General features: G+C 65.4%; 24 protein-coding genes. 12 read left to right on the top strand and 12 right to left on the bottom strand.

The features are described 5' to 3' along the window. The first annotated feature begins 1,333 nt into the window (after positions 1–1,333). The 7 genes from B9N97_RS06930 (at position 1,334) to B9N97_RS06960 (ending at position 10,748) form a co-directional block, all read left to right on the top strand. Entirely contained in the window at positions 1,334–1,984 is a 651-nt protein-coding gene (locus B9N97_RS06930) for a VirB8 family type IV secretion system protein (RefSeq protein ID WP_085084764.1), read from the top strand. 186 nt (positions 1,985–2,170) lie between these two features. Further along, positions 2,171–3,106: a TrbG/VirB9 family P-type conjugative transfer protein gene (locus B9N97_RS06935; protein ID WP_085084766.1), complete on the top strand. Its 936-nt coding sequence runs from the start codon at positions 2,171–2,173 to the stop codon at positions 3,104–3,106. 110 nt (positions 3,107–3,216) lie between these two features. After that, the gene (locus B9N97_RS06940) at positions 3,217–4,410 is read left to right on the top strand and encodes a TraB/TrbI/VirB10 family type IV secretion system protein (protein ID WP_085084768.1); all 1,194 of its coding nucleotides are present in this window, start codon (positions 3,217–3,219) and stop codon (positions 4,408–4,410) included. 4 nt (positions 4,411–4,414) lie between these two features. Continuing rightward, the gene (locus B9N97_RS06945) at positions 4,415–6,940 is read left to right on the top strand and encodes a hypothetical protein (protein ID WP_143266460.1); all 2,526 of its coding nucleotides are present in this window, start codon (positions 4,415–4,417) and stop codon (positions 6,938–6,940) included. Further along, positions 6,940–7,929 carry an ATPase, T2SS/T4P/T4SS family gene (locus B9N97_RS06950; protein WP_085084876.1) on the top strand — a complete coding sequence of 330 codons (990 nt, stop codon included), beginning with the start codon at positions 6,940–6,942 and terminating at the stop codon, positions 7,927–7,929. The genes B9N97_RS06945 and B9N97_RS06950 overlap by 1 nt, the downstream gene beginning before the upstream one ends. Next, the gene (locus B9N97_RS06955) at positions 7,908–9,785 is read left to right on the top strand and encodes a type IV secretory system conjugative DNA transfer family protein (RefSeq protein ID WP_085084772.1); all 1,878 of its coding nucleotides are present in this window, start codon (positions 7,908–7,910) and stop codon (positions 9,783–9,785) included. The genes B9N97_RS06950 and B9N97_RS06955 overlap by 22 nt, the downstream gene beginning before the upstream one ends. A 90-nt stretch (positions 9,786–9,875) precedes the next feature. Beyond that, positions 9,876–10,748: a DMT family transporter gene (locus B9N97_RS06960; RefSeq protein WP_085084774.1), complete on the top strand. Its 873-nt coding sequence runs from the start codon at positions 9,876–9,878 to the stop codon at positions 10,746–10,748. On the opposite strand, the gene B9N97_RS06965 is transcribed toward B9N97_RS06960, so the two are convergent. The 10 genes from B9N97_RS06965 to B9N97_RS07010 all read right to left on the bottom strand — a co-directional run bounded on the left by B9N97_RS06965 (position 10,738) and on the right by B9N97_RS07010 (position 20,755). Continuing rightward, a complete protein-coding gene (locus B9N97_RS06965; protein ID WP_085084776.1) occupies positions 10,738–12,420 on the bottom strand; it encodes a relaxase/mobilization nuclease domain-containing protein in 1,683 nt (560 codons plus the stop codon). The two genes, B9N97_RS06960 and B9N97_RS06965, sit on opposite strands and share 11 nt — an antisense overlap. Continuing rightward, positions 12,413–12,754 carry a plasmid mobilization protein gene (locus B9N97_RS06970; RefSeq protein WP_143266463.1) on the bottom strand — a complete coding sequence of 114 codons (342 nt, stop codon included), beginning with the start codon at positions 12,752–12,754 and terminating at the stop codon, positions 12,413–12,415. Before B9N97_RS06970 ends, B9N97_RS06965 begins: the two co-directional genes overlap by 8 nt. Positions 12,755–13,595: 841 nt before the next feature. Next, entirely contained in the window at positions 13,596–14,141 is a 546-nt protein-coding gene (locus B9N97_RS06975; protein ID WP_085084780.1) for a hypothetical protein, read from the bottom strand. A 4-nt stretch (positions 14,142–14,145) separates the two neighbouring features. After that, positions 14,146–16,161, bottom strand: coding sequence for an O-linked N-acetylglucosamine transferase, SPINDLY family protein (locus B9N97_RS06980; RefSeq protein WP_085084782.1), 2,016 nt, complete (start codon positions 16,159–16,161; stop codon positions 14,146–14,148). 95 nt (positions 16,162–16,256) lie between these two features. Continuing rightward, entirely contained in the window at positions 16,257–16,505 is a 249-nt protein-coding gene (locus tag B9N97_RS06985; RefSeq protein WP_143266464.1) for a hypothetical protein, read from the bottom strand. Positions 16,506–16,605: 100 nt separating this feature from the next. Beyond that, the gene (locus B9N97_RS06990) at positions 16,606–16,929 is read right to left on the bottom strand and encodes a hypothetical protein (RefSeq protein WP_085084786.1); all 324 of its coding nucleotides are present in this window, start codon (positions 16,927–16,929) and stop codon (positions 16,606–16,608) included. A 56-nt stretch (positions 16,930–16,985) separates the two neighbouring features. Continuing rightward, positions 16,986–19,073 (bottom strand): ParB/RepB/Spo0J family partition protein, encoded by a 2,088-nt coding sequence (locus B9N97_RS06995; protein ID WP_085084788.1) that lies wholly within the window; start codon positions 19,071–19,073, stop codon positions 16,986–16,988. A gap of 70 nt (positions 19,074–19,143) precedes the next feature. Continuing rightward, entirely contained in the window at positions 19,144–20,001 is an 858-nt protein-coding gene (locus B9N97_RS07000; protein WP_085084790.1) for an LPD29 domain-containing protein, read from the bottom strand. A gap of 5 nt (positions 20,002–20,006) precedes the next feature. Next, on the bottom strand, positions 20,007–20,330 hold the full coding sequence (locus B9N97_RS07005; protein ID WP_085084792.1) for a hypothetical protein: 324 nt from the start codon (positions 20,328–20,330) through the stop codon (positions 20,007–20,009). A gap of 143 nt (positions 20,331–20,473) precedes the next feature. Further along, a complete protein-coding gene (locus tag B9N97_RS07010; protein ID WP_085084794.1) occupies positions 20,474–20,755 on the bottom strand; it encodes a hypothetical protein in 282 nt (93 codons plus the stop codon). 197 nt (positions 20,756–20,952) lie between these two features. Here B9N97_RS07010 and B9N97_RS07015 point away from each other — a divergent pair, with 197 nt between their 5' ends. Next, the gene (locus B9N97_RS07015) at positions 20,953–21,300 is read left to right on the top strand and encodes a type II toxin-antitoxin system RelE/ParE family toxin (protein ID WP_167393221.1); all 348 of its coding nucleotides are present in this window, start codon (positions 20,953–20,955) and stop codon (positions 21,298–21,300) included. A 10-nt stretch (positions 21,301–21,310) separates the two neighbouring features. Then, entirely contained in the window at positions 21,311–21,610 is a 300-nt protein-coding gene (locus B9N97_RS07020; protein WP_085084798.1) for a helix-turn-helix domain-containing protein, read from the top strand. 705 nt (positions 21,611–22,315) lie between these two features. Here the strand turns inward: B9N97_RS07020 and B9N97_RS07025 are convergent. Further along, positions 22,316–22,558, bottom strand: coding sequence for a hypothetical protein (locus tag B9N97_RS07025; protein WP_085084800.1), 243 nt, complete (start codon positions 22,556–22,558; stop codon positions 22,316–22,318). Between the two features lie 231 nt (positions 22,559–22,789). Here B9N97_RS07025 and B9N97_RS07030 point away from each other — a divergent pair, with 231 nt between their 5' ends. Then, complete coding sequence (locus B9N97_RS07030; protein WP_143266467.1) at positions 22,790–23,860, top strand: helix-turn-helix transcriptional regulator; 1,071 nt, start codon at positions 22,790–22,792, stop codon at positions 23,858–23,860. Beyond that, entirely contained in the window at positions 23,847–24,254 is a 408-nt protein-coding gene (locus B9N97_RS07035) for a glycine-rich domain-containing protein (RefSeq protein ID WP_143266469.1), read from the top strand. Before B9N97_RS07030 ends, B9N97_RS07035 begins: the two co-directional genes overlap by 14 nt. Before the next feature lie 951 nt (positions 24,255–25,205). Here B9N97_RS07035 and B9N97_RS07040 read toward each other — a convergent pair. After that, positions 25,206–25,397, bottom strand: coding sequence for a hypothetical protein (locus B9N97_RS07040; RefSeq protein ID WP_085084807.1), 192 nt, complete (start codon positions 25,395–25,397; stop codon positions 25,206–25,208). Positions 25,398–25,575: 178 nt separating this feature from the next. Here B9N97_RS07040 and B9N97_RS07045 point away from each other — a divergent pair, with 178 nt between their 5' ends. Beyond that, positions 25,576–26,289: an IS6 family transposase gene (locus tag B9N97_RS07045; protein WP_085084809.1), complete on the top strand. Its 714-nt coding sequence runs from the start codon at positions 25,576–25,578 to the stop codon at positions 26,287–26,289. Positions 26,290–26,712 lie beyond the last annotated feature (423 nt).

Raw genomic sequence — 26,712 nt, forward strand, 5'->3', positions numbered from 1 at the left:
AATTCGGCGGCGCAATTGGCCGGCGCGGCGGCTGTGGGAAAGGCCGCCATGACGGTTGCGAGCGGCGCCATGGGCGCAGCAAAGCTCGTCGGAGGGCTCGCCGGCGGGGTGAACCCGCCATCGGAATGGGGACGTCAGGGGGGTCAAGGAGGCGGCGGGGGTGGTGCGCCTGGCCTTCCTGGACCGGGAACCCCTCCACCGTCCATCGCTCCGCCGTCGTCTTCGGTGAAGATGCTGGGAAACGGGCCACTGGATTGGCAGGGGCCGTTCCCGACTGGTGGCGGTTATAGGCCAAGCGGCGGTCCGATGGGTGGTGGACCGATGATCGGCGGCGGTGGCTCTCCACAGTTGGGTGGGCGTGCGGCCGCGTTGCCGGCACCACCTCGTGCGCTGCCGGGTCCAGGCGGCTCCGCTGGGGCCCGGCAGTTGGGCGGGCCGGCTGTCGGACCAACCGCGCCGGGGTCGGCCGCGCCTCCGGTCTTCCGTCAAGCCGCTGTCCCCTCAATGGTCGGCACCGGGGGCATGCAGGGAATGGCGGGCGGGGGCGTTCCTGCGGGCTCTGGCGCCGCTCCTGGCGCATCTGCTGCCGGCAGCGGAGCCACTGGACGCAACGGCGATATGGGGGGCCGCGGCGCTGAAGCGTCCGGCGCTGTCGGTTCTCGCGGCGATATGGGGAGCCGCGGCGTTGAAGCGTCCGGCGCTGTCGGTTCTCGCGGCGAAAGCGGGGGCGGCGCAACAGTGCCGGGGGGAACGGGGGCAGCAGCAGCGGGAGCCGGCGCAAGTGGGCGCGGGGGCGATCTGGCGAGCGGTGCAGCGGGTGGGGCGACGGGCGTAGCGACCGGCGTCCAACGTGCCGGGAGCTACGATGCCACGCGCGGAAGTGTCTCGGGCGCCGGTCCTGCAGGACGTGGGTCCGGCACTGAAGGTCAATCGGGCCTCGACGGAGCGGGAGGCTCTCGTGGTTCGGAAGCAACAGGCGACGGCGGCCGCGGTGAAACAGGTCGCGGCTTTGCCAGTCCGCGCGTAGCGCCGCAGGGGCCAAGGGCTGGCGGCGGCGGTTACGGGGCGCGGATCACGAACGGCGTAGGGGTGGCGGAAGTGATCCCGCCGCGTGGTGCCCCTGTGCGATCCCAATACACAAGGAGATGGCGATGAGGCGTTTTATGGTGCGTCTCGGGATGCTGGCGATTGCTGCCGGCGTGCTGGGCGGGTGTTCGCTGTTACCGGCAACCTCGTCTGAGCCGGTGGGTGTAGGGCGAGGCCGCGATGAGTTCCCGCGCTCCCCCTGCGCCTGCGGGCCTGCTTTCTACGTCAATGGCCGGACGGTTTGAAAATGCCCCGGCCAGTCGACGAAGGACAACCCTACAGGCTCCTGGTGTGGGTGCTGCTGGCGAGCATCGCAATCAATGTCGGACAGGCGTTCGGCAACGCGACGCTCGTTGCGGCAGTGGCGGAAATGGCCAACCGGGTTGAGGTGAAACCGTTCTTCATCACCGCGGACCTCGCGACCAATCGCGTGTTTCGCGTGACGAATGCTGAAACCGACATGCCGACCTACGATCGGGTGGCTCTGACCCTGGCGCGTCGATACGTCATGCTCCGGGAGTCGCTCGATCTGCAGACCGAAGCTTCGAGGTGGGTCGAGGCGTCGTGGCTGGCGTCGGAAAAGGTCAGCGAAGACTTCAAGTCGCTCGTGGACAAGGAAGGCTCTTATTACAAGACCATGCGCCAGCGGGGACGGACGCGCGAAATTCGCATTGTGGCGTCGCCAGAGGCTGGCCGTGTTGGGCGTCAACGGACCTACCTTATCGAGTTCGAACAAATCGATAAGGAAAAGGGGCAAGAAATCAACAAGCGCAGCTGGATTGCGACTGTCGTCATGGACACGCAAAAAGGAAGCGTGCGCTTTGAGGATGCCCTGCTCAATCCATACGGCAACGTCGTCACCTTCTACGACGTCGCACCAAAGAATACCAAGGAGTAAAGTGCAGTGTTGACTTGTCGCAAAATCGCTCTGGCTGTGAGTGTGTGCGCGTTGTTTTCCGCCGGCGCTCAGGCTGCGGGATCGGCAAGCGGGCTTCCACCGGGGGCGCCGGCTGTGGATCAGAGCCGGACAGCTGGTGCCGCGCAACCGTCACCAGCGGCCGGCAATCGGCAGAAGGCGGATCCCGTGGGCGATCTGCTCAACGTCGATCAGATCTTCAATCAGATGAACGGCGATTTCGGAAAGCTGGTCCGTGATCGGGCTCCGGCGGGTCGCATTCAGAAATCCTGGCAAAAGGCACAGCCGGGCGAAGCGATCAGGACGGTTCGCTATGACCGCAACATTGAGGAAAAGCTGCGGCTGCGCGAAGGCGCACACACGTTGATCGTGCTGCCCGATTGGGAAACTGTCTCGAACATCAAGCAACAGGTCGACATAGGGTCGCGCGAAGCGCTGTCCGTCCAGCCGCGTGCCGGCGGCCGGATCCTCACGCTCAATCCAGGGCACGCGGGATGGGATACCACGCTGACGGTCATCGGTGACTCCGGCGTCATTTATGCCTTTTATGCCGTGGTGGAGAACGATCTTAGCTCGTCCGTGCCGGATGAGGTCGTCTACATCGAGAAGCGGGCACCGTTGAACTATGCCGGGCCGCCAGCGGGCGGATCGGCCGGCGCTGCGGGCGCCGCCGCAGCTGATGGGCGGACGGATTACCTGCGAGATGCGCCTTTCGACGCGCAGAAGCTGGATTTCGCCTTCACGATGAGCGGCGATCAGTCGATTGCCCCGTCCGCTGTCTTTTCCGATGGTCAGTGGACGTATCTCCACTATGGCGACCGGTTCGAGGCGGTCGATCTTCCGGTGGTGCAGCGCGTGGTTGATCGGATTGACACGCCGGTCAACACGCGGGTCAAAGGGAACACGTTGATCGTGGAAAGCCCTGTCGCTGAAGGGCTGACCCTGCGCAATGGGCGCCGGGTGGTGTGCATCCGGCGCACGGATGCGGCGCCGGCGCCGGAAGTCACACCGCGGCCGGTGGCGGCGTCGGCGCCTGCACAGGCCGGTACGGTTTCGCGGGAGCCTCTGCGGCTGGCTCCCGATTACGGCGACGTGCACCGGTGAGTGGGCAGGGACCATGGCGGCGCTGGGCGTTCCAGTCTGCCGCTTGCGCAGTGGTCGGCCTGACTTTGGCCGGCTGCTGGGAGAAGAACGAGGATAAGCCGGCACCGACCATGCCGGAAAAGCGCAGCGGAATGTCGGATCTCTATTCGGTGGCGCCGTTGGCAGCGCCACCGGCGGCCGTCGCGGTGGCGAAGGTGTCAGCGCGCAGCGCGACCGTTGGCCAGCTGGTGGCCATTGGCCCCCTGTTCGACCTGACGCCCTTCGATGAGGTGTCGGAGGTGCAGGTCCAGGTGGAGGGGGACGGGGGCTTGATTGTGCGCGGCGCCCCGGTCGCGCCGGGCGTGCCGGTGGCCGTTTCGCCAACGGACGGCGGGGCGCTGCAGTATGAGCCGCCGGCGCAAGGCGGCCGGGGTTCGGTGGCGCTGCGCGTGCGGTCGAAGGCTGGCGGGTTGTCGGAATGGGCGCGGGTGATGCTGGTGACACAGCCGCCGGCGCCGGCGCCGCGAGTGGAGAAGATCGAGGTGCCTCCCCCTCCGGCACCTCCCACCTCGGCGGAGTTGAGACGGCTGAAGATCGACCGTCTGCTGGCGGCGCTTGGGGAGGAGGGCATTGCGGAGCGCCTGCGGGGCGGGCCGGTTCCGGTTGAGGAGGATCAAGAGCCGCCGGCAGAACGGAGCGGGCCGCCGCGGGATCGCGATTACGGCCGCCTCCGGCTGAAGGACGATCAGACCACGCTTCCTGTCGACCGCTCGCGACGGATTACGGCTGACCGCTACATTGGGGCGATCCTGGAAAGCCGCACGGTTTCGCAGCTGGAAGGGCGCGCCATCCTGGTGGCCGACGCTCACATTTTCGGCGGCGACGGACGGAAAATCCTTATCGAAAAAGGGACAAAGTTCATCTGCCGCTTCAAGAAATTGGAGCGTGAAGGCGACACGCGGCTGCCCATGCGGTGCGGCCGCTTCATTCGGCCGGACGGAGTGTCGGGGCTGCTGTCCGAAGCGGACGTTGCCGACCAGTCCGGCGCCACGGGCTTGGTTGGCGATGTCGATAACCGGAATTGGGAGCGGTACGGCGCAGCCTTTGTGACCGCCTCCATCGGCGCCTTGGCGGCGATCGGCGCCAACAACAGCGTGCAAAACCAGCTGGTGGCGCAGGGCGTCCAGAACATGACCGACAACATGTCAAAGGCAACAGAAAGGGTCCTGGAAAAGAACCTCGATCTGTCGCCGATCATGACGGTCCCGGTTGGCAGTCGAGTTCAAATCATCCCGATGAACGACATTGTATTCATTGAGGGGTAACAGGATGAAACGGCAATCGTTGGCCATGGTCGCGGCGACCATGGCCTTATGGGGTGGCACAGCTTTCGCGCAAGGGTTTGGCGGTGCGCCTGTCAGCGCCGGGACGCCCGGTGGCGTGGCGGGCGCAACCGCAGCTGCAGTGCAGCCGGTCCTCGCCAACCTCGGGGGAGTGGCTGCGGAACCGGACGGAATGACGCCCCGGACGAAAACGGACGTCAGCCCAACAGACTCGTCCACCTTGGAAAAGCTGCCGGCGGAAAAGCCTGGGCTGATTTACGCACGCCTGGATCAGCTGCTCGGGGAGAAGGACGGTCGCGGCCTCGATCCGATCAGGCTGATTGGCGAGATGGCGCCGGACGGATCGGTGAAGTGGACCGAAGTCCGTGCATACATCCCGAACAAGAAGATGCGGCATGCCGCCTTGAAGGATGCGCTGAAGACGTTGGAGGCGGTGAACAAGATCAACGCCGGGAAGGCGGACGCTTTGACCGCCACGGGTGCCGTCAACGACATGGTGCGCACCGCCCGCCGCCTGCTCAGCGATGGCGACAACAAGGACACCTCCGCCAACGGCGGTCGCGGCAACGGGACGGACGCCAGCGGCGGCGCCGGTGGCCGCGGCGGGAGCAATGGAGCGGGCGGGGCCAACGGCCTGGGCACGACCAGCAGCGCGAACGCAATGCGGACCAGTTCAACGGGCAACGGCACCGGCGGCCTCACCTCCGGCACCGGCACCGGCGGCTTGAACAATGGTAACGGCGCCGGTGGCGTCACCTCGGGAACCGGCACCGGCGGCTTGAACAATGGTGACGGCACCGGCGGCCTCACCTCGGGAACCGGGATCGGCAGTGATTCAAGCGGCACCGGAACGGGCGGGTTTGGCGACGGCACCGGTACGGGCGGGATCGGCGGCGGCACCGGCACAGGCGGGATCGGCGGCGGGACTGGCGTGGGTGGTAACACAGGCAGCAACACAACGCCGAACGGGAACACGGTTCCGGGTGGCAGCCAAACACCTATCACGGGCGGTGGAACGAATCCCGGTGGGACGGGAACCACGACGCCGCAGCCGAACGGCAACCCCACTGATCCAACCACGACGCCGGGAGGCACGGCAACCGAACCAACGCGCTCCGTTACCACGACTGCGTGCCCCGACCGCATCGACGTGCCCGGTCGGCTGGTCTACAGCCAGCAGAAACAAGAGGTATTCGTTAATGGCGTGTCTCAGGGAATCAGCAGCTGCACGGACGCGGTTGACCGTTATCCAATTCAGTGGGATCCGAGTGTCTGCACCGATGACGTGGATCTGTCGGCCAGCCTCGCCTATCCAAAGGCACAACCATTCTACGTGACCACGGCCGGCGCCAGGAAGACCGCCGGCAACTGCCAGCGTTGGGACGGAAAGAGCTTCTCGATCTACGACACGGCGGAAAGCTGCAGTCCGTCCATCGACCTTGCCGGCGGCAAGGTGATCGTCAACAAGCGCAAGGCGTACAAGAACCTGGCCGGGACGGAAGTGACGGCGAAAGCCTGTGCCGCCACCTCGCAATATGTGCCGATCCAATGGACGGCGGCCGGCTGCGATGTTCGGCACGATGTTGGCGGCGGCACGACATATCAGCAGATGACGCGCTTCTACCTCCTGGACGGCTCAACGCGCCCCATCGGGGGGTGTGAGGATCACGGGGCAACATACCCGCATTACCGGACGGAGAACGGCTGCGAGCCGGCGGTGAACAATGCCGGCAAGGTCGTGACGCTGTTTCAGCGGACGGTGGTGAACCTGCCGGAAGGCAAGATCACCGTCCAGGATTGCACGCCGTCGTCTACGGCCGGGATCGTGGCGACAACAGAGGGGTGCGAAGGCCAGTACATCCATGTGCCGGCGGCAAACGTCAGCTATGGGACCGTCCGGTATCGCTGGTCGCATAATGGCTCGTGGGAATACACGGAAGGGTGCACCACGAACACGGCCGCGACCTACCAGCATCAGGACGATCCGAACTCCCCTTGGTTCCACGACGATACCGTTCAGCAGTCGTGGCAGCAGATCATCCGCTATGTCGACACGCCAAGCGGCCGGATCGTCATCAGCAAACGCGAGGGGACGCGGGTCAGCGACTATAACCTTGTGCGGCAGGATCTGATTCCGGCCGCGGGTTCGGTTTGGTACTCGGGCTGCACCAAGTATCAGGGCACTCAGTTCCAGAACACCTACATTCGCACCGATCAAACCACGGTGACACTTCCCGGCGACGCTGGGGCGCCGGTGGTGACGCAGGATGGGTGCTCGTCACTTCCGCCGATTGTTGAAAACATCGGTGACGTGGAGGAAGTAAAGACCTGGGGAACCAACGGCAGTCCAGGGTGCTCTTACAACATTGAGCGCTTTCAAAAACAGCGGAGCGCGGAACGGCGGCAAAACGGCGCCGGTGAAATTTTTCAAGATCCGTGGGTTTACACAACTCTGTTGATTGAAGTGCTTCACCCGTCTCCGACGCAAGATTGCGGCACCGGAGGCAGTTGATGGCAAAAAAAATCCGCACCTCACCTTTAGAGGAAACCGGAAACGCTCTTTTTGACTCGCAACTCGACGTTCTGCGCCCCCTGTTTGCCAAACAGGGGGTACAGGAAATCGTAGCGGTGCGTCCGCAAGAGGTCCGGCTTGAATTGGATGGTGGCCGCTGGGAGGCGCTGAGCGTTCCGGATCTGACGCTGGATCGGTGGGGCAAGGTGCTTAGCCTGCTGGCCACGCGGCAGGGCCAGCATTTCGGACCGGATCAACCTCGCGTGTCTGCCCGGCTGCCGGGCGGGCACCGCCTCGATGCGATGATGGGCCGGGCAGTCGGCGAAGGAATCAGCGTCGCAATCCGTGTGCACCGGCAAGCGAAGCGGAGCTATGAGGATTTCGGGTGTCCTCCGGATCTCATCGGGCGACTGAAGGCGGCCGCGGTCAACGGAGATAATGTGATCCTGTCGGGCGGCACCAGTTCGGGAAAAACCTCTCTGGTGAATGCCTACATCCGGGACGTGCCGCTCCATGAACGCGTGCTTTACGCGGAGGAAGTGAGCGAATTGCAGGTGCCACAGGAGAACAAAGCCGGGTTCCTGCTGGACCGCAACAACAAGGAATCGACGGTGAGCTATGCCGATGTTTTCGACCACGCCATGCGTGCGCGGCCGGATCGGCTCTGGCTGGGCGAGTTGTCGATCCCGAACGCCTATCCGGCACTGCTGTTCCTGAACAACGGCCATAAGGGCTTTCTGACCAGCGCCCACGCGAACAACTGCACGGCGGCGCTGGAAACAGGCTTCTGGTTCCGCCTGTCCATGGCCGGCTACACGATGGACCGGGCGGCAGTCTTCGAGTTCTTGAAGCGGAATATCGACCTTGTGGTGCACGTCGAGCGGCTGTCCGGCGGTCGCCGCCGGGCTGTTGAATTTTGGGAGCCGTCGAGAGGTGCAGACCCCGTGCGGCTGGTGGGAGAGGGTGAATGGTTGAATATCGGCGCCTGATCGGGCAGCTGCTGGTGCCGCTCGTCGTCGGCGCCGGCTGGGTGGCCACGGTGTTCGTTGGATGGGATGTGCCACTGTGGGAGTCTCACACCTGGGACTTGATCGCGCGCTATGTCGCGGTGAAACACCATGTCCCGGACTGGCTGCTTTGGTCGGCCATTGGATGGCTCACGGCTGGCGTCGTCGCGGTCCTGACGCTCCAGATCCTGCCCATGGGTGGAGATTATGGACAGGCGCGATGGGCGCGGGTCCGCGACCTCCGTAAGATGGACTTGCGCGGTCGCTACGGCTTCGTGCTAGGGCTGCTGCGCCGGGTGGTGTTGCGCACGGCCAACCTGTCGGTGGTGGTGCTCGGTCCTGCCGGCACCGGCAAGACCAGCTGCGTGATCGTCCCCTCGCTCCTGAGCCTGGGGAGCCGGATGTCGGCTATGGTCCACGACACCAAGGGCGAACTGGCGGCTATGACGGCCGGCGCGCGCGGTCAGCTGGGAAAGGTGTTCGTCATCAACATGGCGGGGGGATCGGAAAACTCCGCCTGTTGGAATCCGATCGCCTGTTCTGAACTGCCGAGGGACGGCGCCGCGCGCGGCGATCTGGTAGACCGGTATTGGGGGATCATCCTGCCTGCGGCGCGCGTGGGACAGGAAGATTTCTTCGAACGGGTTGGCCGGCTGCTCGGCGCGGCGGCAACGCTGTATCAGATCTACGATCACGAAAGCCGCAAGCAAGACACGTCCTTTGGGGAGGTGCTGAAATGGCTGTCGTCGTTGCGGATCGAGGCGGAAGAAGATCAAGAAGGCGAGGTTGACGAAGTGCGGGCCGCACTGGAAGAGGCGGCTTTTCACGCGGAAGAGATGCGTTGGCCAAGCCGGATTGCGGACGGGCTTCGGCAGATTGCACAGTTCGACTACCGCACGCGCTCAAACATCCTGGGCACGGTCTTTGCCTACATGTCGCCCTGGCTCAACGACAACATTTCTGAATGCACGGCCCGCTGTGACTTCCACCTTGCGGACTATCATGGCGTGGGTCCGCAACGGCGGCCGATCACGACATACTGGAAAGCCCCTCCGTTCGATGCCGATCTGTACGGCAAGATTGCCGGCATGCACGCTGAAGCGCTGGTGCGATACCTGACCGCCCGCGAACCGGACAGGAAACAGCTGCAGGTCGCGATGGTGCTCGATGAGGCCAAATTCCTCCCGCGCCTCCGCGCCATCGAGGACGGCCCCGCGATCATCCGCGGCTTCGGCGTCCGGATGCTTGTTGCCTTCCAGGATCTGGCGCAAGCGCGGGTCGTGTATGGGCACGATCAGGTGGACGCGATGTGGACCAACTACGGCTTCCGCGTCGTCTTCGCCCAAAACAACCTCAACACCGCGAAATTTATTTCGGAAAGCATCGGACAGAAAACCCGGATCCGGCTGAGTTGGAACCGGCAGGTCGGGCTCGGCCGGTCGGGCGGTAGCGAGGGCGAAGCCTATGAGGGCGTGCCGCTGATTCGTCCGCAGGAAATCATGTCGATGCCGAAGGGTCGGGTGATCGTCGGCGCGCAATATCACCAGCAGACACCTATCAAGGCCAAGGCCGCACATTTCTCCAGGCTGCGACTGCGGCGGCTGGTGAACTTGCCGCTGCCTCCCGAGATCCAACGCGCACTCAACCCGGTCGGCAATCCGGCGAAGGTGATCGCGCCGCCGGTCGGGCTGACGCCGCCGCCGGCGACGGCGAAGCCGGTCAAGCCGAAGCCAGCTGCGAAGCCGGCGAAGGGAACGGCCAAAGGGGGCGGGAAGGGTAAGAACGACGCTCCCATGACCGACACGGACATTGCCGCGTTTCTGAAGGAAATCGGGTGAGCATGGGTCGCGAGGGTGGGCCGGCTTGGTTGTCGGCCCCCCTCTGGATCTGGTACGAGCCGCGCTCAAGGTTACAGGGCGGGGCGAAGAATGCGCATATCGTTACAAGCGGGCCTGTGGGCGGTTGCCTCGGCCGCTACTTTCGCGGCCAGCAGTGCGGCCGCTAAATTTCTCGCTCTAAAGCTTCCCACGGCGGAATTGGCTTTTTTCCGTGCCGCTTTCGGCGTCCTGGTGCTGGCTGGCGCCGCCCGGCTCCTGGTCGACCTCGGACGGCCGCGCGACCCATGGGGCTATGCGTTGCGGTGCGGATTGGGCGTGGTGGCGCTCTACAGCCTCATGTTTGCCTTTTCATCCATGCCACTGGGGCTGGCCAGCTTGCTGTTCTTCTGCCGCGTGTTGTTGATGCCGGTGACTGCGCGCGTGATGCTGGGGGAGCGGTCCAGTCCGGCAGTATGGGCGGGAGTGCTGACCGGCTTCGTCGGCGCGGTTGTGTCACTCTGGCCCGCGCTGACGGTGCCGGAACTCCGATTGCCGGCGGCGGCTGCGCTGCTGGCGGCCGTTGCCTCGGCCGGGTCGCAGACAGCGGTGCGGCGCCTGACCGCGACGAACTCGGCTGGTTTGATCGTGCTGATTTACACCGCGGCGTCGGTGGCGGCGACGGGGCCAGTCGCGGCTGTGAATTGGATCGGGCCGCCGATCAGCGATTGGCCGTTGCTGGCCGTCCTGGGCAGCTTCGCGGTCCTGGCGCAGCTGACGGCGGCGAAAGCCTATGCGAAAGCCTCGGTCGGCTTCCTTGCGCCGTTCGACTTCCTGACGGTGCCGGCGGCCGCCGTGCTGGGCTTCGTCCTGTTCGGTGAGGTTCCCACCCTGCACGGGCTGGCGGGCAGCGCTTTGATCGTGGCGGGCACTCTGCTTGTTTACGCGCGGGGGACCAGTACGGGCGCGGCTGCGGTCAATCCGTGATACCGAACCCTTTGTCGATGCCTCGCATCGGCCGGCGTTGGGGCCGCTGTCGCGGCTTGCCCATGCTGCCGGGCTGATGCTGGGGAGCGGTGCGTCCGGCGGCGGTGTCGGCCGCCAGTCCAGCGACTTGGGCGGCGGCTTCAGGGTCGCCGGCCGCCGCAAGGTCGGCCGCCATGCTGTTGAAGCTGCGCGCCATACGGTCGCGGTCCTGCTGGGTCCGTCGCGACTGCCGCGACCGGTCGGCGCGCTCGCGCTGCTGGTCCCGGTCCTGGCGCTGCTGTTCGGTGGTGCTGCGCGGGCTGGGATCGACGCTGCGCGCTGCCGCTGCGGCGATCCGGCCGGGCAGGACCGGGCTGTTCCCGTCTGCCAGCCCGAACGCTTGGGCATGATTGGAGAACGCCCATAGCGCGGTGCGCGGGTTCTCCTTGAACATCGTCACGAAGCTCTCCACGGCGCGGCTGCGCGCCTCCCCCTCCGGGTAGTGAGCGAAATACTTGGCCAGCGTCTGAAGCTCCTGGGTGCGGTCGGCAAAGGGCGTGTGCCGCTTGGAAAAGCGGTTCATGAAGCCGCGCAGCTTGCCGGGGCGGGCATCGTCCGGCGCCTCCTGGCCATTGCGGTAATACTCGTATTCGCGGCCGTGCTGCTCATACCAGCCTGGGACATTGCCGCGCAGGGTGTCGGCGGCGGTCCATTTGCTGCGCTTCTCGTGGTCGTGCAACGGCTGCTCCCCCTTGTGGATGTGATCGCGGGTCTTGTCGCGGTCCTGGCGGCGGGTGGCGACCACATCGATTCCATGTTCGCGGGCGTGGTCGACAAAAGCGGCGCGGTAGCGCTGCAGGGCGTGCTTGCGCAGATTCAATCGCTGCTGGGTGGCGTCGATGGGGTCGATCTGCACGACGAAGTGCGCGTGCGGTCCTCGACCATGGTCGGTGTGGATCGCGAAAACGTAGCGATGCCCGGCGAACGCCTCGGCGCCGGCAGCCCGCACGGCGGCGCGCAACTGCTCGGCGTCACCGCTCGCCGGCGGGATCGAAAAGATGATGTGGGCCGTCTGCGTCTTGCGCAGCGGATCCTTGTTCCAGTTCTTCTGGCGCCATTCAGTCGTGGCGTTGCGCCACTGGTCCTCCAGGTCGCGGCGCTCGTCTGCCGTCGCCTTCTTCCAGGCTGCAGAGCGGTTGTCGTCGGCGGCCTTCAGGTTCCAGGACTGGATTTCGGCATCGATGCCGTCGCGGTCGGTGACGATCTCCCCGGCTTCGTTTTCGAGCGGCACGCCGGCACGCGCGTTGCGCTCGGCATGGGAGTCAACGCGGCCGATATAGCGCGCCTGGTTGGTGGTGGCACGGGCATGCTTGGCGGTGTTCAGGACGCGGAATACACCCTCCCGGCTGACGCCTCGCCCGGTGCGTCCGCCCCCACCGGATCCCGGGGTCGGTCGCGGGCCACGGGGTCCGGCCCGGCCGCCGCTGCCGCTGGTCGGGGGAGGCGGCAATCCAAGACGGATGACGTCGGCGCGGTCCTGGGCGTCCTCGGCGCGGGCGGGGCCGTCGCGCTCCGGCTTGTGCGGTTTGCTCTTGCTGCCGCGCTTGGACGGTAGGCCGGGAAGCCGTGCCTGCTCGGCTGTGCGGTCGGCCTTTGTCGGCCGCCGGCTCCACTCGTCCCAAAACTTAGCCACGGGCGACGATCTTGCGAAGGTCGACCATGAGCGGCTTCACGTCGGCCGCCAGTGCGGCGAAGACGTCGGCCGGCATCTCGGCCGCAATGTCGGCGCCCATCACCGCCGCGGTGTTCAGCTGCCGGGCGATCTGGTTGAGGTTGGTCGCGACTCCCGTCAGCTGGTGGAGCATGGCGATGTAGATCTGGCGGTCCTCGGTGGAGAGATACGCCTTCTCGCCGTTTGCCACCGACAAGGCGACGGAGCGAACGAAGTCGGACAGCTTCCGCCCCTCGGCCTCCGCCTTCCGGCGGATGACCGCAAGCTCGCCTCCACTCATTCGGATTTTCAACATTTCGTCGCGCACCGGGGCCTCTGTCCTCTGCGGCTGTGGGTGGCGACTAATCTACTCCTATCGGTCGGGTGGGCGAAAGACCGGGCGTGGATCGGCGTGCAGACGCTGGATCGAGAGGACCAAGGCGGGGGGTCGGCGCAGCCGGCCGAAGGCACCCCCCGCCGCACCCGTTGCCACCGGCAACACAGGATAGGCCCCCGGCCGGGGACTTTTGGGGCCACTTTGTGGCCACAAAAGTCCTATCCTGCTTCATCTTCGGTCTTTTAAAAGCCTAGCAAATCCGCCACTTCGCAAACGGCCGGAACCGCGCCAGCGGAACCGGCCGCCGGTCCCACCTGTACCCTGCCGGTTTTGGGCTGTACCCGGCGCGAAACCGGCTGTACCCGGCCCATGGCGGCGTGTAGCCGCCGGCAAATCTCCTGTACCCTGCACCTGGGCGCGCCTCGTCCACATATCCATGGGGGAGCGCGCGCCGGCACGGCCGCGCAGGACCAGCCCGCGCCCCTCAACGCGCTCTGGTGCTGGTCCGTTCCCCGGTGGGTATGTGGGCGATGGGGGGATATGCCGGCGCCGATCAGCTGGTGGCCAGCACCGGCCCGCCCTGTCGGTCCCTGATGTGCGGAGCCCGGCGCCATGCTGGCGCAGCACCTTCAGCACCACACCGGCGGCGCCGATCAGTTGATCAGCTGGAAAAATTTCCGCGCATCCGAGAATGCGCGGCGAAGTCCTGTGGGGCCGAACGGTCGGATCAAGGACATGGCAATGCGCTGTGGCTCCGTGCAGGCTGCTATCTACGAACCGCACGGAGTCATAGGAAAAATTTTCGTAACGTTACAAAAATTCAGCTTTCGAGATTCGAGCCCGTCAGCGCAGCGGCCTTGGCCATGAACCGCGCTTCGCGGATGATCGGGCCGAAAACGCGGTGTGTCTCCAGCTGGCGCAGCTTCTCGGTCGGCATATGCTCGGTCATGGCGGCGATCAGCAGCAGCCTGTGCACGTCTATCCGCGCCTTCCGATCACGGCTCGCCGCCATTCGCTCGGCGGCGCCGGGGGCGTCGGGCTTGCGAGGGCGACCACGCTTGCGCCTCGGCTGGGGGTCCGTGTGGTCGATTTTCTGCAACGTTACAGAAAATTGATAGGTCTGCGAGGTTCCGGGCAGTAAGCCGTCAGCGACCGGCACAAGACAGGGAACGCCATCGGCGCCGGCGCTACCGGCCGCCAGCAGCGCACGCACCACCTCGGGCGACACCTCCAGGCGGCGGCGGACCAAGTGCCACTGCGGCGGTCCGTCAGCCTGGAAGGTCTGCACGACGCGCTCGGTCGGATCGGCGGTCATCAAGGAAGCGAGACGTTCGACGCTGCCAATCGGTCGATTCTGGTCGATCATGGATTTAGCCGCCTCTTTTCGTCTGCAGTGCCGCTTCGATCCACTGTTCCAATGCCGGCTTCCACCGGGTGTCGGAAAAGAGGGCGTCGCGCCGCTTCGCAAGGCGCCGCTGCATCTCAATCCGCAAATCGGTGTCGCCGGCGAGACGGACGGCCAAATCTACCAGCGCGTGCTTGTCGGCGGCTATGAGTTCGTGAAGGTCCAGTTCAGCAAGGATGCCGGCAGTATGGCGACCGCGCATGAAAGCGCCGGGTGTGGTGATCGGAACCAACCCGCACGCGACGGCTTCGAGCGTTGTCCGTCCTCCGGACCATTCCAGGCTGTCGAGGAAAATGTCGCAGGTCATATTGAGCGCCAGGTAGTCGGGGCGGTCCATTGTCGGCGCCCATACGACATGACGGTTCGCGTCCAAGCCCTGGGCGGCAAATGCTCGGTCGAGGCGGCGCTTGAACCCCGCGACAACCTCATTCCCGGATGACGACAGAAAGACGAAGCGGGCATTTGGCACACGCGCGGCGATCCTGGGCCAAACGTCGTCATGTTGCGGCAGCAGCTTATAGAGGGACTGCGCGCAGAAAAACACGACGTCACTTGCCGACAACCCAAGGCGTTCTCGATCTGCCGACTGTGCGGGCAGTTTCGGCGGGGTGACGGAAACCGCTAGACCGGGCAGGCGCAGCAATCGTTCGCTGTAATGCTCGTCGGCGTCTTCCGGCTCCATGGCGTCGGCAGACAGAAACCAGTCGATGGCTTGCAGTCCGGTCGTCACCGGGTGCCCCCAAGTCACCGCCTGGACGGGGGCGAGGCGCATGCTTCCGAGAATTTGACCGGCCGGGTCCATGCCGATGTCGAGGTGCACCAGAACGTCGAGGGCATCGGCGCGCAGCTGCTGGGCCGCCTTCACAACGTCGTCCGGCAAAGTCCGGTAGTGCTCCACCTCTGCGGCTAACAGGCGGGTCACGGCGTCCCCTTCACCTTCACCGTAGACCCTGACCTCGAACCGGGCCCGGTCGAGGCTGGTGAGCCAAGAGCGGAACAGGTACAGCACGGTATGATCGCGAAGGTGCGCGGATCGGAAGCCGAGGCGTATCCGCTTGCCGGGCCGGCGGCTTCGGGCGGGCGGCTGGGTCAGATCCGGATGGCGAGCGCCGACGATGGTATGAACGAAGCTGCCCCACCGCTCGGCTATCGCGCGGTCGTCATGCCCCTGATAGGCGAGATAGAAATTCGTGGTGTCGGCGATTGCCTCGAACGTTGCGGATAGCGTCGCTGGGTCCGCCGGCGCCGTGGCTGGCAACGCCTCCATCGTCTCGGTGATCCTGCGGCGCCACGCTCCGATCTGAGCGGGGGTGTCGTAGATCACGGGCAGCAGTCGTGCCAGCAGCATGCGGGCGCGCACAAAGCCGGGATCAAGCTGCAACGCGTGCTGAAGCTGCGCCGCCGCTTCTTCGGTGCGGTTCAGCGCACGGAGTCCGCGGCCGTATGCATACCGCAATTCCGGTTCGTTTGGGTCAACCGCCGTGGCCCGGCGGAACGCACTCGCGGCCTCGTCGTCGCGCTTTTCGGCGCCGGCAACTACCCCCCAACCGTTCCACAGCAGCGGGTGCGCCGGATGGACGGCAAGACCCGATTCCAGGACCTGCGCAGCACGGCGCCAGTCGCGCAGGGCGCTGTAGCAACGGGCGGCCTCCAAGAAACCGTCAGGATTGGCCGGTGAAGTCGCCATCACGACGGCATAGGCGGCTGCGGCCGCTTTGGGATCGCCCGCCGCGTGAAGGGCACGGCCAAGCGTAAAGTGAATGTCTCCATTCCTGGGCTGCTCAAGAGCGAGACGCCGGAGCGCGGGTAGAGCCTTGGCGGGATTGCCGTCCTGGCACTCCAGCAATGCCAGCAGATAGCGACCGTCTGCATTTCGCGCATCAAGGCGCAGCGCCTGCTGGTAGAGCGTTCGCGCCTGGGACAGCTGGCCCGACTGGTGGAGCGTCACCGCACGCTGAAGGATGGGAAAAGCCTTGCTCATATGCGTCCAACTGATCCGGAATCCGGGCCGTCAGGCCCCCATGGCGTCGCTGTCCCCCGCAGGGGGGCGGCGGCGTCTGCAAAAAGGCGGCGGCGCTACTGCGGCAGATTCAGAAAGGCACGCGTCGCCGTCTCGAACCCTTCGCGCTGGTCGGCCGGCACGCTGTCCAGAACGGCAGCCAAGAGGCTCTGCCGCTCCGCTTCGGATAGGGCCGTTGACGCCTTGGCTATGGCGCGCTGCACCTTCTCACGGTCGGGCAAACCGGCGGCTTGCTGACGCGCACGGGTGGCGCGGGTGCGCTCGGTCGAGGTCTGCGGGCGGTCGGCAATCGGTGGGCGGGGCATTGAAGGCACCATGTTGGACGGCTCCGGATCGTAGGGAATGCGCGGCGGCGCGGCAAGGTTGCTCCTTGCCGCGCCTGGGTCGGGGTCGGGGCCGGACGGATCACGCCCGGTGGATCGGATCGGCGTGGCCAGCGGCGACGATGCGGGCGAAGGCCGCGAAGGTGACGATTGCGCGGCCGGTGTGGCTGTGTCCGAACTCGCGCCGGGTGGCGCTGCTCGCGGGCTGGCTGTCGATCCCGACGCGCACGGCTCCGACGTTGCGCAGCACGTCGCGGGCCTCGGTGTCGCGGGCGATGGGCCAATAGAGCGTCACCCGGTCGGCGGTGGGCACGCGGACGAAGCGAAGGACGGTCGAGGTCGGCGCGGCAACGGGGGCGGTAGCCTGGGCGGTCTGCTGGTTGTCGTTGTTCGGCTGCTGCAACATGGGTGTTCCTCCTGGTGGGACCGGCGGCGCCTGCCGCCGGTCGTGGCATGTGAGGGTCAAGCGGCAAGGGCGATGGGGTGGGCGTCCTGGTCGGCCGGGGGCAGGGCCAGAGGGTCGACCGTCGTGTCGGTCGGGTGGGCCTCGGTGTCGGCCGGTTCCTGGTTCTGGTGGCGGTCGTCGTGGCGATCGGCGCCGTGGTCGTCCGTGGCGGCGGCGTTCAGGCTCTGCCCGTCGTCCTGGGCGGCGGGCTGGTCGGCCTCTTCCTCTTGCTGGTCAAGGTGCGAACGGAGCGGGACGGGAAGCCAACCACTACCGGCAAGCCGCAACTCGGCTTCGGCAACCAATGCCGCCTTCTTCATGTTGGCGAGGTTGTCGGCCGCCTCCGGCGACACGCCTTCGCGCACGGCGTCGAGAATGGCGTCTTTTGGCACTGAGGCGAGGTAGGTTTCTGCGGTCGGCTCCCACCACTTGGCCATGTCGAGGCCAAGGGATGCGGCGAGGTCGTTGGAGGCGACCAAGCGTTCATCAGACTCCGTGTTGTGGGGGTGGCGAACCGCGTTGACGGTCTGCGCGGTGCAGTAGGCCAGCAGGGACAGAATGGTTTCCTGGTCCTGCTCCATGAGCCATTCCCAAGCCTCGTGATGCGCGGCCGGGATGCGGAGCAACCACCATCCGTGACGGTCGGTCACCGCCTGCTTGGCGGCGCACCCCTCGATCCCTTCGGCGTCAAGGGCGGCGGCGCGTCCACGCTGGTCCACGCTGATTTCCAGCGCACTGGGGCGGCTGTAGCTGTTCGTGCCGTAGAACACCGGGGCCATGAGGTTATGGACGATGGCGACCAGCGCCACGTCGGGGCGCTCCATGAGTTCGGCGCGCAGGGCCATGGTGCGCTGAGCGGTCAAGCGAAGCATGAGGGCGGCGGTCATGGGCTTGCGCGCGCCTGCCGTGCTCTCGGTCGCGCCGTCGCTGTCCTGCTCGGCCGCACCCTGGCGGATGGCGCGCTCATCTTCCGGCCGCACCATGCCCCGGTCGATCTGCACCGCGCCTTGGTAGTCGAGGCTCACCAGTGCGCCAGCGATGGCCAGCTTTTCAGCGGACCAATGGTCCTCGCGGGCACGGATCGTCTGCATCTGCTCGTCAAGCGCCGCCAGTGCTGCGGGGTCGGCGTCGTCCTGCTCCGCGAGGGCGTCGTATTCCTGCTCCAACCGTTCCAGTTCGGCGGCGTCGGCCTCCGACAACGGCACATCCTCGGCGTGAACGCGGGCGAACGTGTTGCGGCGCTCGTAGGTGACATGCGTTTGCACCTCCACCCACTTCCACCCCTCGGCGCGCACCTGGGCGGCGACCGTTTCCAGCTTTTCCAGCGCCAGCCGTTCGACCAAAGCCGCGTCCGTCCAGGGGGCGGCACCGGGCGCCGCAAAGAGGTCCTGGCGCACCGTTCCACCGGCGGCGAGGTAGGCGTCTGCGGTGATGAAGCGGGCGCGACGGTCCTCCATCGGCTTCACGTCGTCGTGAGTCAGAACGCTGCGGATGCTTTGGGGGTCACGGCGATACTCGGGCGCCTCGAAATAGGCCGCCTCCTGCGCGGCGTGGCTGTCACTGAGGGCGAAAGCCTGCATGTGCGCGGCTGTCAGCTTGCCGGTGCGGTATAGGTCCAGCAGCTTGGGCGACACCTGGGCCAGCCGCAGGCGGCGGCTCACATACAACGGCTCCACGCCAAAGCGGGCGGCGACTTCCTCCACGGTGGCGCCTTCCTGGTCGATGATGACGCGGAAGGCTTCGAACTCGTCGGCCGGGTGCATCGCTTCGCGGATGACGTTTTCAGCCAAGGACGTTTCGACCGCTTCAGCGGCGGTGCGAACGGTGCAGGGGATGGGATGCCCGGCGGGGATGCGCTTGCGCTTGGCCAGCAGCTTCAACGCGGCGAGACGGCGCCCCCCGGCGACCACGGCGAACTTGCCGGTCGGCTTGCCGTCTTTCTCCACCGGCACCACCGCAAGGTTATGGATAAGCCCCTTCGCCTCGATGTTAGCGGCGAGCTGGTCGAGGGTCTGCCCGCCGGTCTTCCGCACGTTCTGCTTTGACGACACCAGCTTTGAGAGGGCGATTTCAACGATGGGGGAGGTGATGGCGGCGGTGTGCATGGCGGATTCCTCGGGATCGGAAGGCGGAAGGGGGGAAAGCGGGGGGAGGGCTGCGCCTCCCCCGGCCGGATCAGCCGACAAGCTGATAGGCGGCGGTGCGGATGAGGCTTTGCAGGTCGTCTTGGATGAGCGGGACCGGCACGGACCAAAGCCGCCCCCTGCGGTAGTCCTCGACGGCCGGCCGGGGCGTGTCCTTGAGGTTTCCGGCGTAGTCGGTGAAAACCTGGGTGATGGCGCGTTCAATGAGCGCGTCCGACTCTTCGCGGCGGGTGCTGAGGTACTGCACCCCTCCGAAAATCGAGATAAACGGGGAGGTTTCGAAGGACGCCAGATCCTGCATGCTGTCGAACCGCCCGCCTTTGAACGCGGACACCACGTCCTCGACCTGGGCGACGGTCGGGCCGTCCTCCCACGACACGCCGATGCTGCTATGGTGCTGCTTGCGCACCGAAAACTTGATGCCGGGGAAGCTCTTTTTCAGGACGGCGCGAACGTTGGCGGCTGCAAGCCGTCCGTCGCGCTCGCCATTGCCTTGGGTCAGGTGCGCCCACTCCGGCGCCTCTTTCAGCCGCGCCACCTCGGCCGCAAAAGCGGCCTTCTCGGCGGCGGCGGCGGCGGTCTTGTTGGCGGTGACTTCCTCGGCGTACGCCAGGGCGGCGGCGATGCGGTTGGCTCCCCACACATCGTCAAAAATCGTCCACTGCACGCCGTGGATGATGGCTTCCGGCAGGCGGTTGGAAATGCTGCCGTCGTCAAACACCACGTCGAAAGTCGCGGAACCGCCGCTGTAACCGATGCCGCACAGGCTGCGGATGGTGTCCGGGCGCTGCTCGCCATGGATCGCGTACACGGTGCCTTCGCGGCCACCGTAGAGGATGCAGTGCAGGCGGGTTCCGATGACGACGGGGGTGATGGTGGTGGAGGTCATGCGGGTCACTCCTGGATCTGAGCGATGGAGGGGGGCACGCAACCGGCGTGCGTCACGATGAAGCCGGCGGCGGTCAAGGCGGCGGCGAGTTGGGCGGGGGTGTCGGCGGTCGGCTGCTGGTTGACGTAGGAGTCTCGGCCGGGATGCATGGCGAAGCCGTGCCGCCGATAGATCCGCACGATGCGCGCGGCCATGGTGTCGGACGGGAACGGGGCGACGGTCGGCCGGAAGGCAAGGGCGCCGCTGATCCGTCCATAGTTCTCGTCACGCCAGTTGATGACGATGGCGACCGGGGAGCGGGTGCCGATGGGGCGGGGTTGGCTGGTCAAGGCGTGCTCCTGGCTGAGTGCAGGCAAAGGGCGGGCGTGCGGCGCCGTGGCGCCGTCATGGCTGCGTCTGCGGCGATTGGGGGTGAGGTTGCCGGGCCGTCCGCGCCTGGGGCTGCGGGCGGTCGGGAAACCCCGCCTTGCGGCTAGGGTCGGCTCAAGGGGCCGTCCAGCAGGCGACGGGCGGCGCGGGTGGCGCTCTGCCGCGTCGTATAGTCGTGGTCCAGATGGCGCAGGAAACCGCGCGCCTTGGCCATGGGTTCGACGCGAGCGAGCGAAACGTCGCCTTCCTTCGGCTCCACGATCAGGCCGAAGCTGATAAGGCCGTTCAGACCGATTGCCGCGGGGTCGTCCTGTTCGACATGGACGAAGAAATGAGCGTTCTGAAAGGTCCGCGTGTTGACGGGATCAAGGCCATAGACAGTCACGGCGGAGGCTCCGGAGGGTGGGGGCGGCGGGGGCGGAGGCGTTAGCCTCGCTCCGTCTGTGCCCCCATTATAACGCTACGCGTAGCGATTGGAAGGATAACGCTACGCGTAGCGAAACATGACAGCCATGCAGCGAAGGTATGTCAATGACAGGGTTGGCCCTTGCCGATACCCTGTCAATGACATATAATCAGGGCATGACGAACCAACCCACCATCCCCCAAGCCGTTGTCGAAACCGCGCCCTACCTCGCGCGGGCTGCGGGCTGCATGACCGAAGCCGAGCGGGCCGATGCGCTGGTGATGATCGGTCTCGACCCTGAGCGGGGCCAGTTGGTCCGGGGCGGTGGTGGGATCCGCAAGATCCGCTTCGCAACCGGATCCGGCGGCAAGAGCGGCGGCGTGCGGATCATCTATTACTACTATGACCGGCAACATCCGGTCTTCCTGCTCACTGCTTACGCGAAGGCACGGCAGGAAAATCTGACCGACGCGCAAAAGAACGCCTTCGCGAAGGTGGTTAAACAGCTACTCGAAACTTACTGAGGGTCAAATCATGGATGACGAACTGTTCACCGATCTCATGGAAGGCATGAAAGAGGCCGTTGCTTACCAGAAAGGCAAAGCTTCGCCTGCAACCCGTGTTCATACCGTGGAAGTGGAGGATATCGACGTTAAGGCGCTCCGCCAGCGGCTAGGCATGACGCAGGAAGGCTTTGCGTCGGCCTTCTCGTTCAAGGTGAACACGGTTGCGCAATGGGAACAGCGCCGCCGCTTCCCACGCGGGCCGGAACGGACTCTGTTGCGTGTGATCGAACGCGAACCGGACGCGGTGCGCAGGGCCTTGGCGGGCTAACGCCCACCAAGGCGGGCAACCGCCGCCCCAACCCACCCATTGCTAAGCAGATCCCGTTTCCGGATCTGGCGCGAGCGCGGGCCTAGGGGAACTTGGCCCCCGGCCTTTAGCACGGCCCGCGAGGGTCGCCGGGGGCCTAGTTCCCCTTGCCCGCGCGTGGCACGGGCGAACGATCCTGCCGTGGGGCCCCGCTTCAGCGGGGATGGGCCGCTTGCGGCCCATAGGCGGGATCGCTTCGCCTGCGCGACCAGTTTTCCACCACGGCGGCAGGCGTCCGGCCGGGGACCGGCCGGATAGAACAGTTGGGCGCCGAAGGGCGCCTCGATGTGTGTCCAGAGCAAGGCGACGGACACGGCCACTCTCTTCTGCAGCTGGTGGGCTTCGTCGGTGTTCTGTAGCTGCCGATGGAAAGCGACTGTGCATTATCCCGCCCGAAGGGTGGCCCGCGAAGCGGGACAGATCGTCACCCGACAGGGCCAAGACCCTGGACAGGCTGCACCTCCAGGGGTGGCCTGGGAGCGTGTGTCCCGTCCAGGGGCTTGGGGATCCGTGCGCGGCCGCGCACGGATCCTAGAGCCGGAGCACTCCAGCGGGAGGTTCCGCCTTCGCCAGATCCGAAAAAGCGACAAATCGACCCATCGTTCCGCCATGATTTTATGCAATCAAAAAATCACAAGCTTAAGAATGGATCGCGCCTTGCATTTTTTACTGCAAGATTTTAATCATCATCTGCTCCCGCTCGGCACTGCTGATGGTATCGCTCGTGATTAGAACAGAGATCATCGCTACGAGCATGTGAACATCCCGGTTTCGAGCGAGGGTCTTCAAGTCGGCGATCATCACCGCGGGGATTCTTGCCGCGTCTTCGTCGTGCTGTTCATGAAGGAACTTCTGCACGATGGCATCGGCGGTATCCAAGAGTTTGCGGCAATACAACGCGGTTTTCATTGTGGGTCCTCTGGTGTGTCTCAGGCTTTGCAAAGCCTTAGGAACGGCATCCAAACCGCTTGATAAGCAAGCGCTTCACATGTCGAATCCTTAGCCTCCTAAGCGTTGCATATCCCTGTATTCCGCTTCTTTTTGCGTGAAACGGACGGTTAATTTTCGCTCGAACCGTACACCAAATGGTGCTTTTTTACATCCATCGGGACATAAGTCGCTCCACCGAAGGAAATAACTTTGCGCGATCTACCGCCTGAAGCGCCCGCCGCGTTCGGCGAACTGCTTGAACTTTCTCGCGTTTTGGGCGGCGAGACGATGTTGTTCATGCCGGATGACCGGATTGGTTTCGTGTCGGATAACGTTCGCTCACGCTATCCCTTCTTCGGCTTTCCCGATGGCGCAACCTTTCCGGATCTCTATTGGTCCATCGTCCATACCGGCATGAGCACGGCCGAGTCGCTGGTGGTCCCGCCGGCGGATTACCTTGCGATGATCGTCAACAGCCGCCGTGCGAACCCGGTGCTGGACTTCCGCAAGCGGTATCAAGTCGAAGGCAGCGCGGTCGATCTGCAGTGTCATCACCGCGCCCTTCCGGACGGATGGACGGCCCAAGTCCGGGTCGACGTGGCGCAGCTGCGCGTGCGCGGCTGGGTCGCCGGCACGGCTCCAAGATCGGTATTTGAGATGTTGAACACGGTACATGAGACGGAGCGGTTCGAAGCCCTGCTGAACCGGCTATCACTCGGCGTCGCCATTGTCGGGCGCGACCGGTCGGTGCGCTGGGCAAATGCGGCCGCCCGGTTCGCTCTGCTCGGCGGGCTGGGTTGCACGGTCCAGGACGGCCGGTTGGTAGCGCTTGATGCGGCAGCCGATATTCGGCTCGGCGAACTGGTGCAGGCGGCGGCCGACCACGGGCGAGGCGGGTTCCTCGGTATGCCTTCTGCCAGCAATCCAACAATGGTGTCGGTTGGGGCCGGGCTTTCGGTTGGCGATGCGGTGATCCTGATTCCTCCGCCGGCGCCGGTGGAGGCGGTGGTGCGCGACGCGCTCGGCACCCTCGGCCTTTCGCCTGGGCAGTGCGACGTGGCTCTGTCGATTGTGACCGCCGGCGGTCCAGCTGAAGCCGCGGCTTCCACCGGTCGAGCCTATGCCACGGTACGCAAACAGCTGGTCCGGATCTATGCGGTCCTGGGCCTGAGTTTCGGCGTGACCAGTCAGAGGGCGCTCGCGCATCTCATCGGACAGGTTGCGTCAATCGCCGGGGCTCGCCCCCAACAAATGAGGATGCTTGGCTATGAAGATTGCTGATTTGAACCTGGCGCGCGTTGAACGCGATTTGGCCAAGCACGGCATGACGCCAGTGGCGGCGGCGGAAGCTGTCACGCTTTATCGTCAGTTCCTGGATCTGGTCCAGCAGCACCCGGACCTGGCGCTATGCCCACCAAGCGCGGCCGATCTGGCATGGCACGCCCATATGCTGCGATCCGCGGAGTATCGCGCGGACTGTATCGCGCTGTTCGGTGCACCGATCGACCACGACGGCGATGCCTTCGGGACGCCTGACTTCCGGGCCGCCTGGGCGACCACGCGCCAGCTGTGGAAAGAGCGCTTCGGCGTCGATCTGGTCGAGGATCCGGACGCCCGCGATGTGAACAGCCACGCGCCGGCGTCTTGCCTCCGGCCGCTGCCGCGCGCTGCGTGAACGCGGCGCCGCCGGTCGATGCCGAGAAAGATGCGTTTTTCGGCAACCTATCGGGGGCGCGCGAAAAAAATCAGATCTCCACAATGGGTGTCGCTGGCGTAAGCGCCAGAGACACCTATGGAGACCAACGATGTTTCATATCCTAACGAAGCTGTGGCCGGTCCTGCTGTTTTTGACGACGCCTCTGTGGATCGGCTCCGTCAACAGGATCCTGTCCAGCGCCTTCTAAGCCGATGGCGGGCGTTATTCCGGACTCTCGCACTTGCACAATGAAGGCTTGGCAACGGCCAAGTTCGTCAGCGACCCAAGCGCGATAGTCCGGTGTGCCCGGTGCCGGCGGCGGTTCGGGTTGCACAAAGCACCCAAGACGCCGGCACCGGGTGCAACGCATGCGGCGCGCAACATTGAGCAAACTGGTTCCTGGTCCGACCTTGGAAATCAGCGCGTCGACGCGCAGCGTCGAACGGTTGGCGCAGCGCGGGTTTCCGATACACCAGACCTCAAGGTTCCTGATTCCACGCTCGCGGCACCAGTCCAGCGAGTAGTGTCCATAGGCCGTCGCGAAGGTCGGTTTGTTGCTCTCGGGCATAAGAACGAATATAGAACATCTAACCGTCTGGATCTAGCGCCGGCGCGAAGTCGCCGGCCGCCGCCTCCCAGGGGTCACTACACGAAAGTGCGCAGATTGTCCGGGATCTGAGGACACGGTGAGAACGCAGGCGCACCCGCACTGACCGAGGTTTGCTTTGCCGGGTCCAGCCCGGTCAAGCCGATTTTCAACCTCCGGGGGCTGGCTGCGAGGCGGCCACCCACAAGATGTTGACTGGAAGCGGCCCAACGGCTGCCGCATAATTTCCACCGCCGCGCGAAGGTGCGGCGGATCAAGGGCTTGACCGGGTACAACCGGGGCGGCGAACAGCGATTATGGAACATGGACTTATACAACCGCGCTCAGCGCCGGTCGCCGTCCGCCCCCCGCCGCGCCGCCCACCACGCCCGCAACTCCCGCAGCCGCCGCCGCGCCGCCGCCGCCTCGCTGTCATGGCGCGCCAAGCGCGCGTAGGCGTCCGCTACCGCCTCGGCAGCCCGCCGCACCCGCTCCTGCGCCGCCCGGAGCGGCTCGTCGTCAGAGGAGTTGTCCATTCTACCGTAACAGGTCAGGCGATGCCCCGTTGCGCACGCCGGCACCCCGCAGAGGGCGCCCCCGGTCGCAAGGGCCAGTTCCCCGCTCAGGAGGCCGGCCCGGTTCTGTTGCAGCGTTTTCGACGGGCCAGATATCGGGTAAAACGCGGCGCTTTTCGGCGGCTTGGGTGACAGGGTGATGAAGTCCAAGAAGAACCCATTCAAGGGTCGGCAGTTCACGGCCGCGGTGATCTTGTGGGCGGTGCGCTGGTACCTGCAGTTCCCGATCAGCTACCGCGACCTGGAACGGATGCTGGCCGACCGCGGCGTGGCGGTCGATCACACGACGCTCTTCCGCTGGATTCAGGCCTACGCCCCGGAGTTGGACAAGCGGCTGCTACCGCATCTGCGCACGACGACCGGCTCCTGGCGGGTCGATGAGACGTACCTCAAGGTGAAGGGTCGGTGGGTGTACCTGTACCGCGCCGTCGATGCACGTGGGCAGAACATCGATTTCCTGCTCAGCGCCAAGCGCGACGCCGCGACCGCCCGGCGCTTCTTCCGCAAGGCGCTGAAGCAAGCGCACACTGTGAACCCGCGCACCCTCACCGTGGACAAGAACGCGGCTTACCCGAGTGCGACCAAGACGATGAAGAAGGCCGGCGAGCTGTGGCGCTTCGCCAAGCTACGCCAAGTGAAATACCTGAACAATATCGTTGAACAGGACCACCGGCGGATCAAACGGCTGGTGCGGCCAGGGCTCGGGTTCAAAAGCTTCCAGACCGCACGCCGGACGATCGCCGGCTACGAGATTCTGGCCATGGTGCGCAAAGGGCAGGTTGCCGCCATCCCCGTCAACGACATGCCGGCCCACGCGACCTTCATCGTCGGCCTGTTCGGGATCGCCACATGACAGTGCTGATGCCGCGGTTCTCCGCGACCAACGTCAGACTTTGCAACAGAACCCCCGGATGTGCTTCTACGGCGACCTGATCTCGGGCGACGCCTGGAAGCGTGGTCGCACCGACGATCAGGCACTCAACGCCGACGGTTGACTCAACCGGCTGGCCGAGTTCATGGAGGTGTAAGGGACCTTTCCATGTGGCCTTCACGCCTCGTCGTATCTTGGTTCCCGCGTCTGCCCCTCACGATCACCGGCCTTCTCTGGCTGGGAGCGCTTCGCTCCGTTTCCGGTTGGCTCATTGACTTGGCCAATCGACGGCACTTCCGGCGGCTGCGGGGCCTGCTTATTGACCTCACCAGACACAGATTGGTCTTCGGTTGGCTTGTCGGTCCTCGTGGTCTCTCCCGTTGAGGCGATGCCGACTCCAACATG

Origin of the sequence: Azospirillum oryzae, assembly GCF_900177515.1 — a bacterium.
GTDB classification, from domain to species: Bacteria; Pseudomonadota; Alphaproteobacteria; order Azospirillales; family Azospirillaceae; genus Azospirillum; species Azospirillum oryzae_A.

Excerpts from the sequence above, each read along its gene's own strand:
- B9N97_RS06930 (WP_085084764.1), top strand. The coding sequence starts at position 1,334 with ATGCCCCGGCCAGTCGACGAAGGACAACCCTACAGGCTCCTGGTGTGG.
- B9N97_RS06940 (WP_085084768.1), top strand. The coding sequence starts at position 3,217 with ATGCCGGAAAAGCGCAGCGGAATGTCGGATCTCTATTCGGTGGCGCCG.
- B9N97_RS06945 (WP_143266460.1), top strand. The coding sequence starts at position 4,415 with ATGAAACGGCAATCGTTGGCCATGGTCGCGGCGACCATGGCCTTATGG.
- B9N97_RS06950 (WP_085084876.1), top strand. The coding sequence starts at position 6,940 with ATGGCAAAAAAAATCCGCACCTCACCTTTAGAGGAAACCGGAAACGCT.
- B9N97_RS06955 (WP_085084772.1), top strand. The coding sequence starts at position 7,908 with ATGGTTGAATATCGGCGCCTGATCGGGCAGCTGCTGGTGCCGCTCGTC.
- B9N97_RS06960 (WP_085084774.1), top strand. The coding sequence starts at position 9,876 with ATGCGCATATCGTTACAAGCGGGCCTGTGGGCGGTTGCCTCGGCCGCT.
- B9N97_RS06970 (WP_143266463.1), bottom strand. The coding sequence starts at position 12,754 with ATGTTGAAAATCCGAATGAGTGGAGGCGAGCTTGCGGTCATCCGCCGG.
- B9N97_RS06975 (WP_085084780.1), bottom strand. The coding sequence starts at position 14,141 with ATGATCGACCAGAATCGACCGATTGGCAGCGTCGAACGTCTCGCTTCC.
- B9N97_RS06980 (WP_085084782.1), bottom strand. The coding sequence starts at position 16,161 with ATGAGCAAGGCTTTTCCCATCCTTCAGCGTGCGGTGACGCTCCACCAG.
- B9N97_RS06985 (WP_143266464.1), bottom strand. The coding sequence starts at position 16,505 with ATGCCCCGCCCACCGATTGCCGACCGCCCGCAGACCTCGACCGAGCGC.
- B9N97_RS06990 (WP_085084786.1), bottom strand. The coding sequence starts at position 16,929 with ATGTTGCAGCAGCCGAACAACGACAACCAGCAGACCGCCCAGGCTACC.
- B9N97_RS06995 (WP_085084788.1), bottom strand. The coding sequence starts at position 19,073 with ATGCACACCGCCGCCATCACCTCCCCCATCGTTGAAATCGCCCTCTCA.
- B9N97_RS07000 (WP_085084790.1), bottom strand. The coding sequence starts at position 20,001 with ATGACCTCCACCACCATCACCCCCGTCGTCATCGGAACCCGCCTGCAC.
- B9N97_RS07015 (WP_167393221.1), top strand. The coding sequence starts at position 20,953 with ATGACGAACCAACCCACCATCCCCCAAGCCGTTGTCGAAACCGCGCCC.
- B9N97_RS07020 (WP_085084798.1), top strand. The coding sequence starts at position 21,311 with ATGGATGACGAACTGTTCACCGATCTCATGGAAGGCATGAAAGAGGCC.
- B9N97_RS07025 (WP_085084800.1), bottom strand. The coding sequence starts at position 22,558 with ATGAAAACCGCGTTGTATTGCCGCAAACTCTTGGATACCGCCGATGCC.
- B9N97_RS07035 (WP_143266469.1), top strand. The coding sequence starts at position 23,847 with ATGAAGATTGCTGATTTGAACCTGGCGCGCGTTGAACGCGATTTGGCC.
- B9N97_RS07040 (WP_085084807.1), bottom strand. The coding sequence starts at position 25,397 with ATGGACAACTCCTCTGACGACGAGCCGCTCCGGGCGGCGCAGGAGCGG.
- B9N97_RS07045 (WP_085084809.1), top strand. The coding sequence starts at position 25,576 with ATGAAGTCCAAGAAGAACCCATTCAAGGGTCGGCAGTTCACGGCCGCG.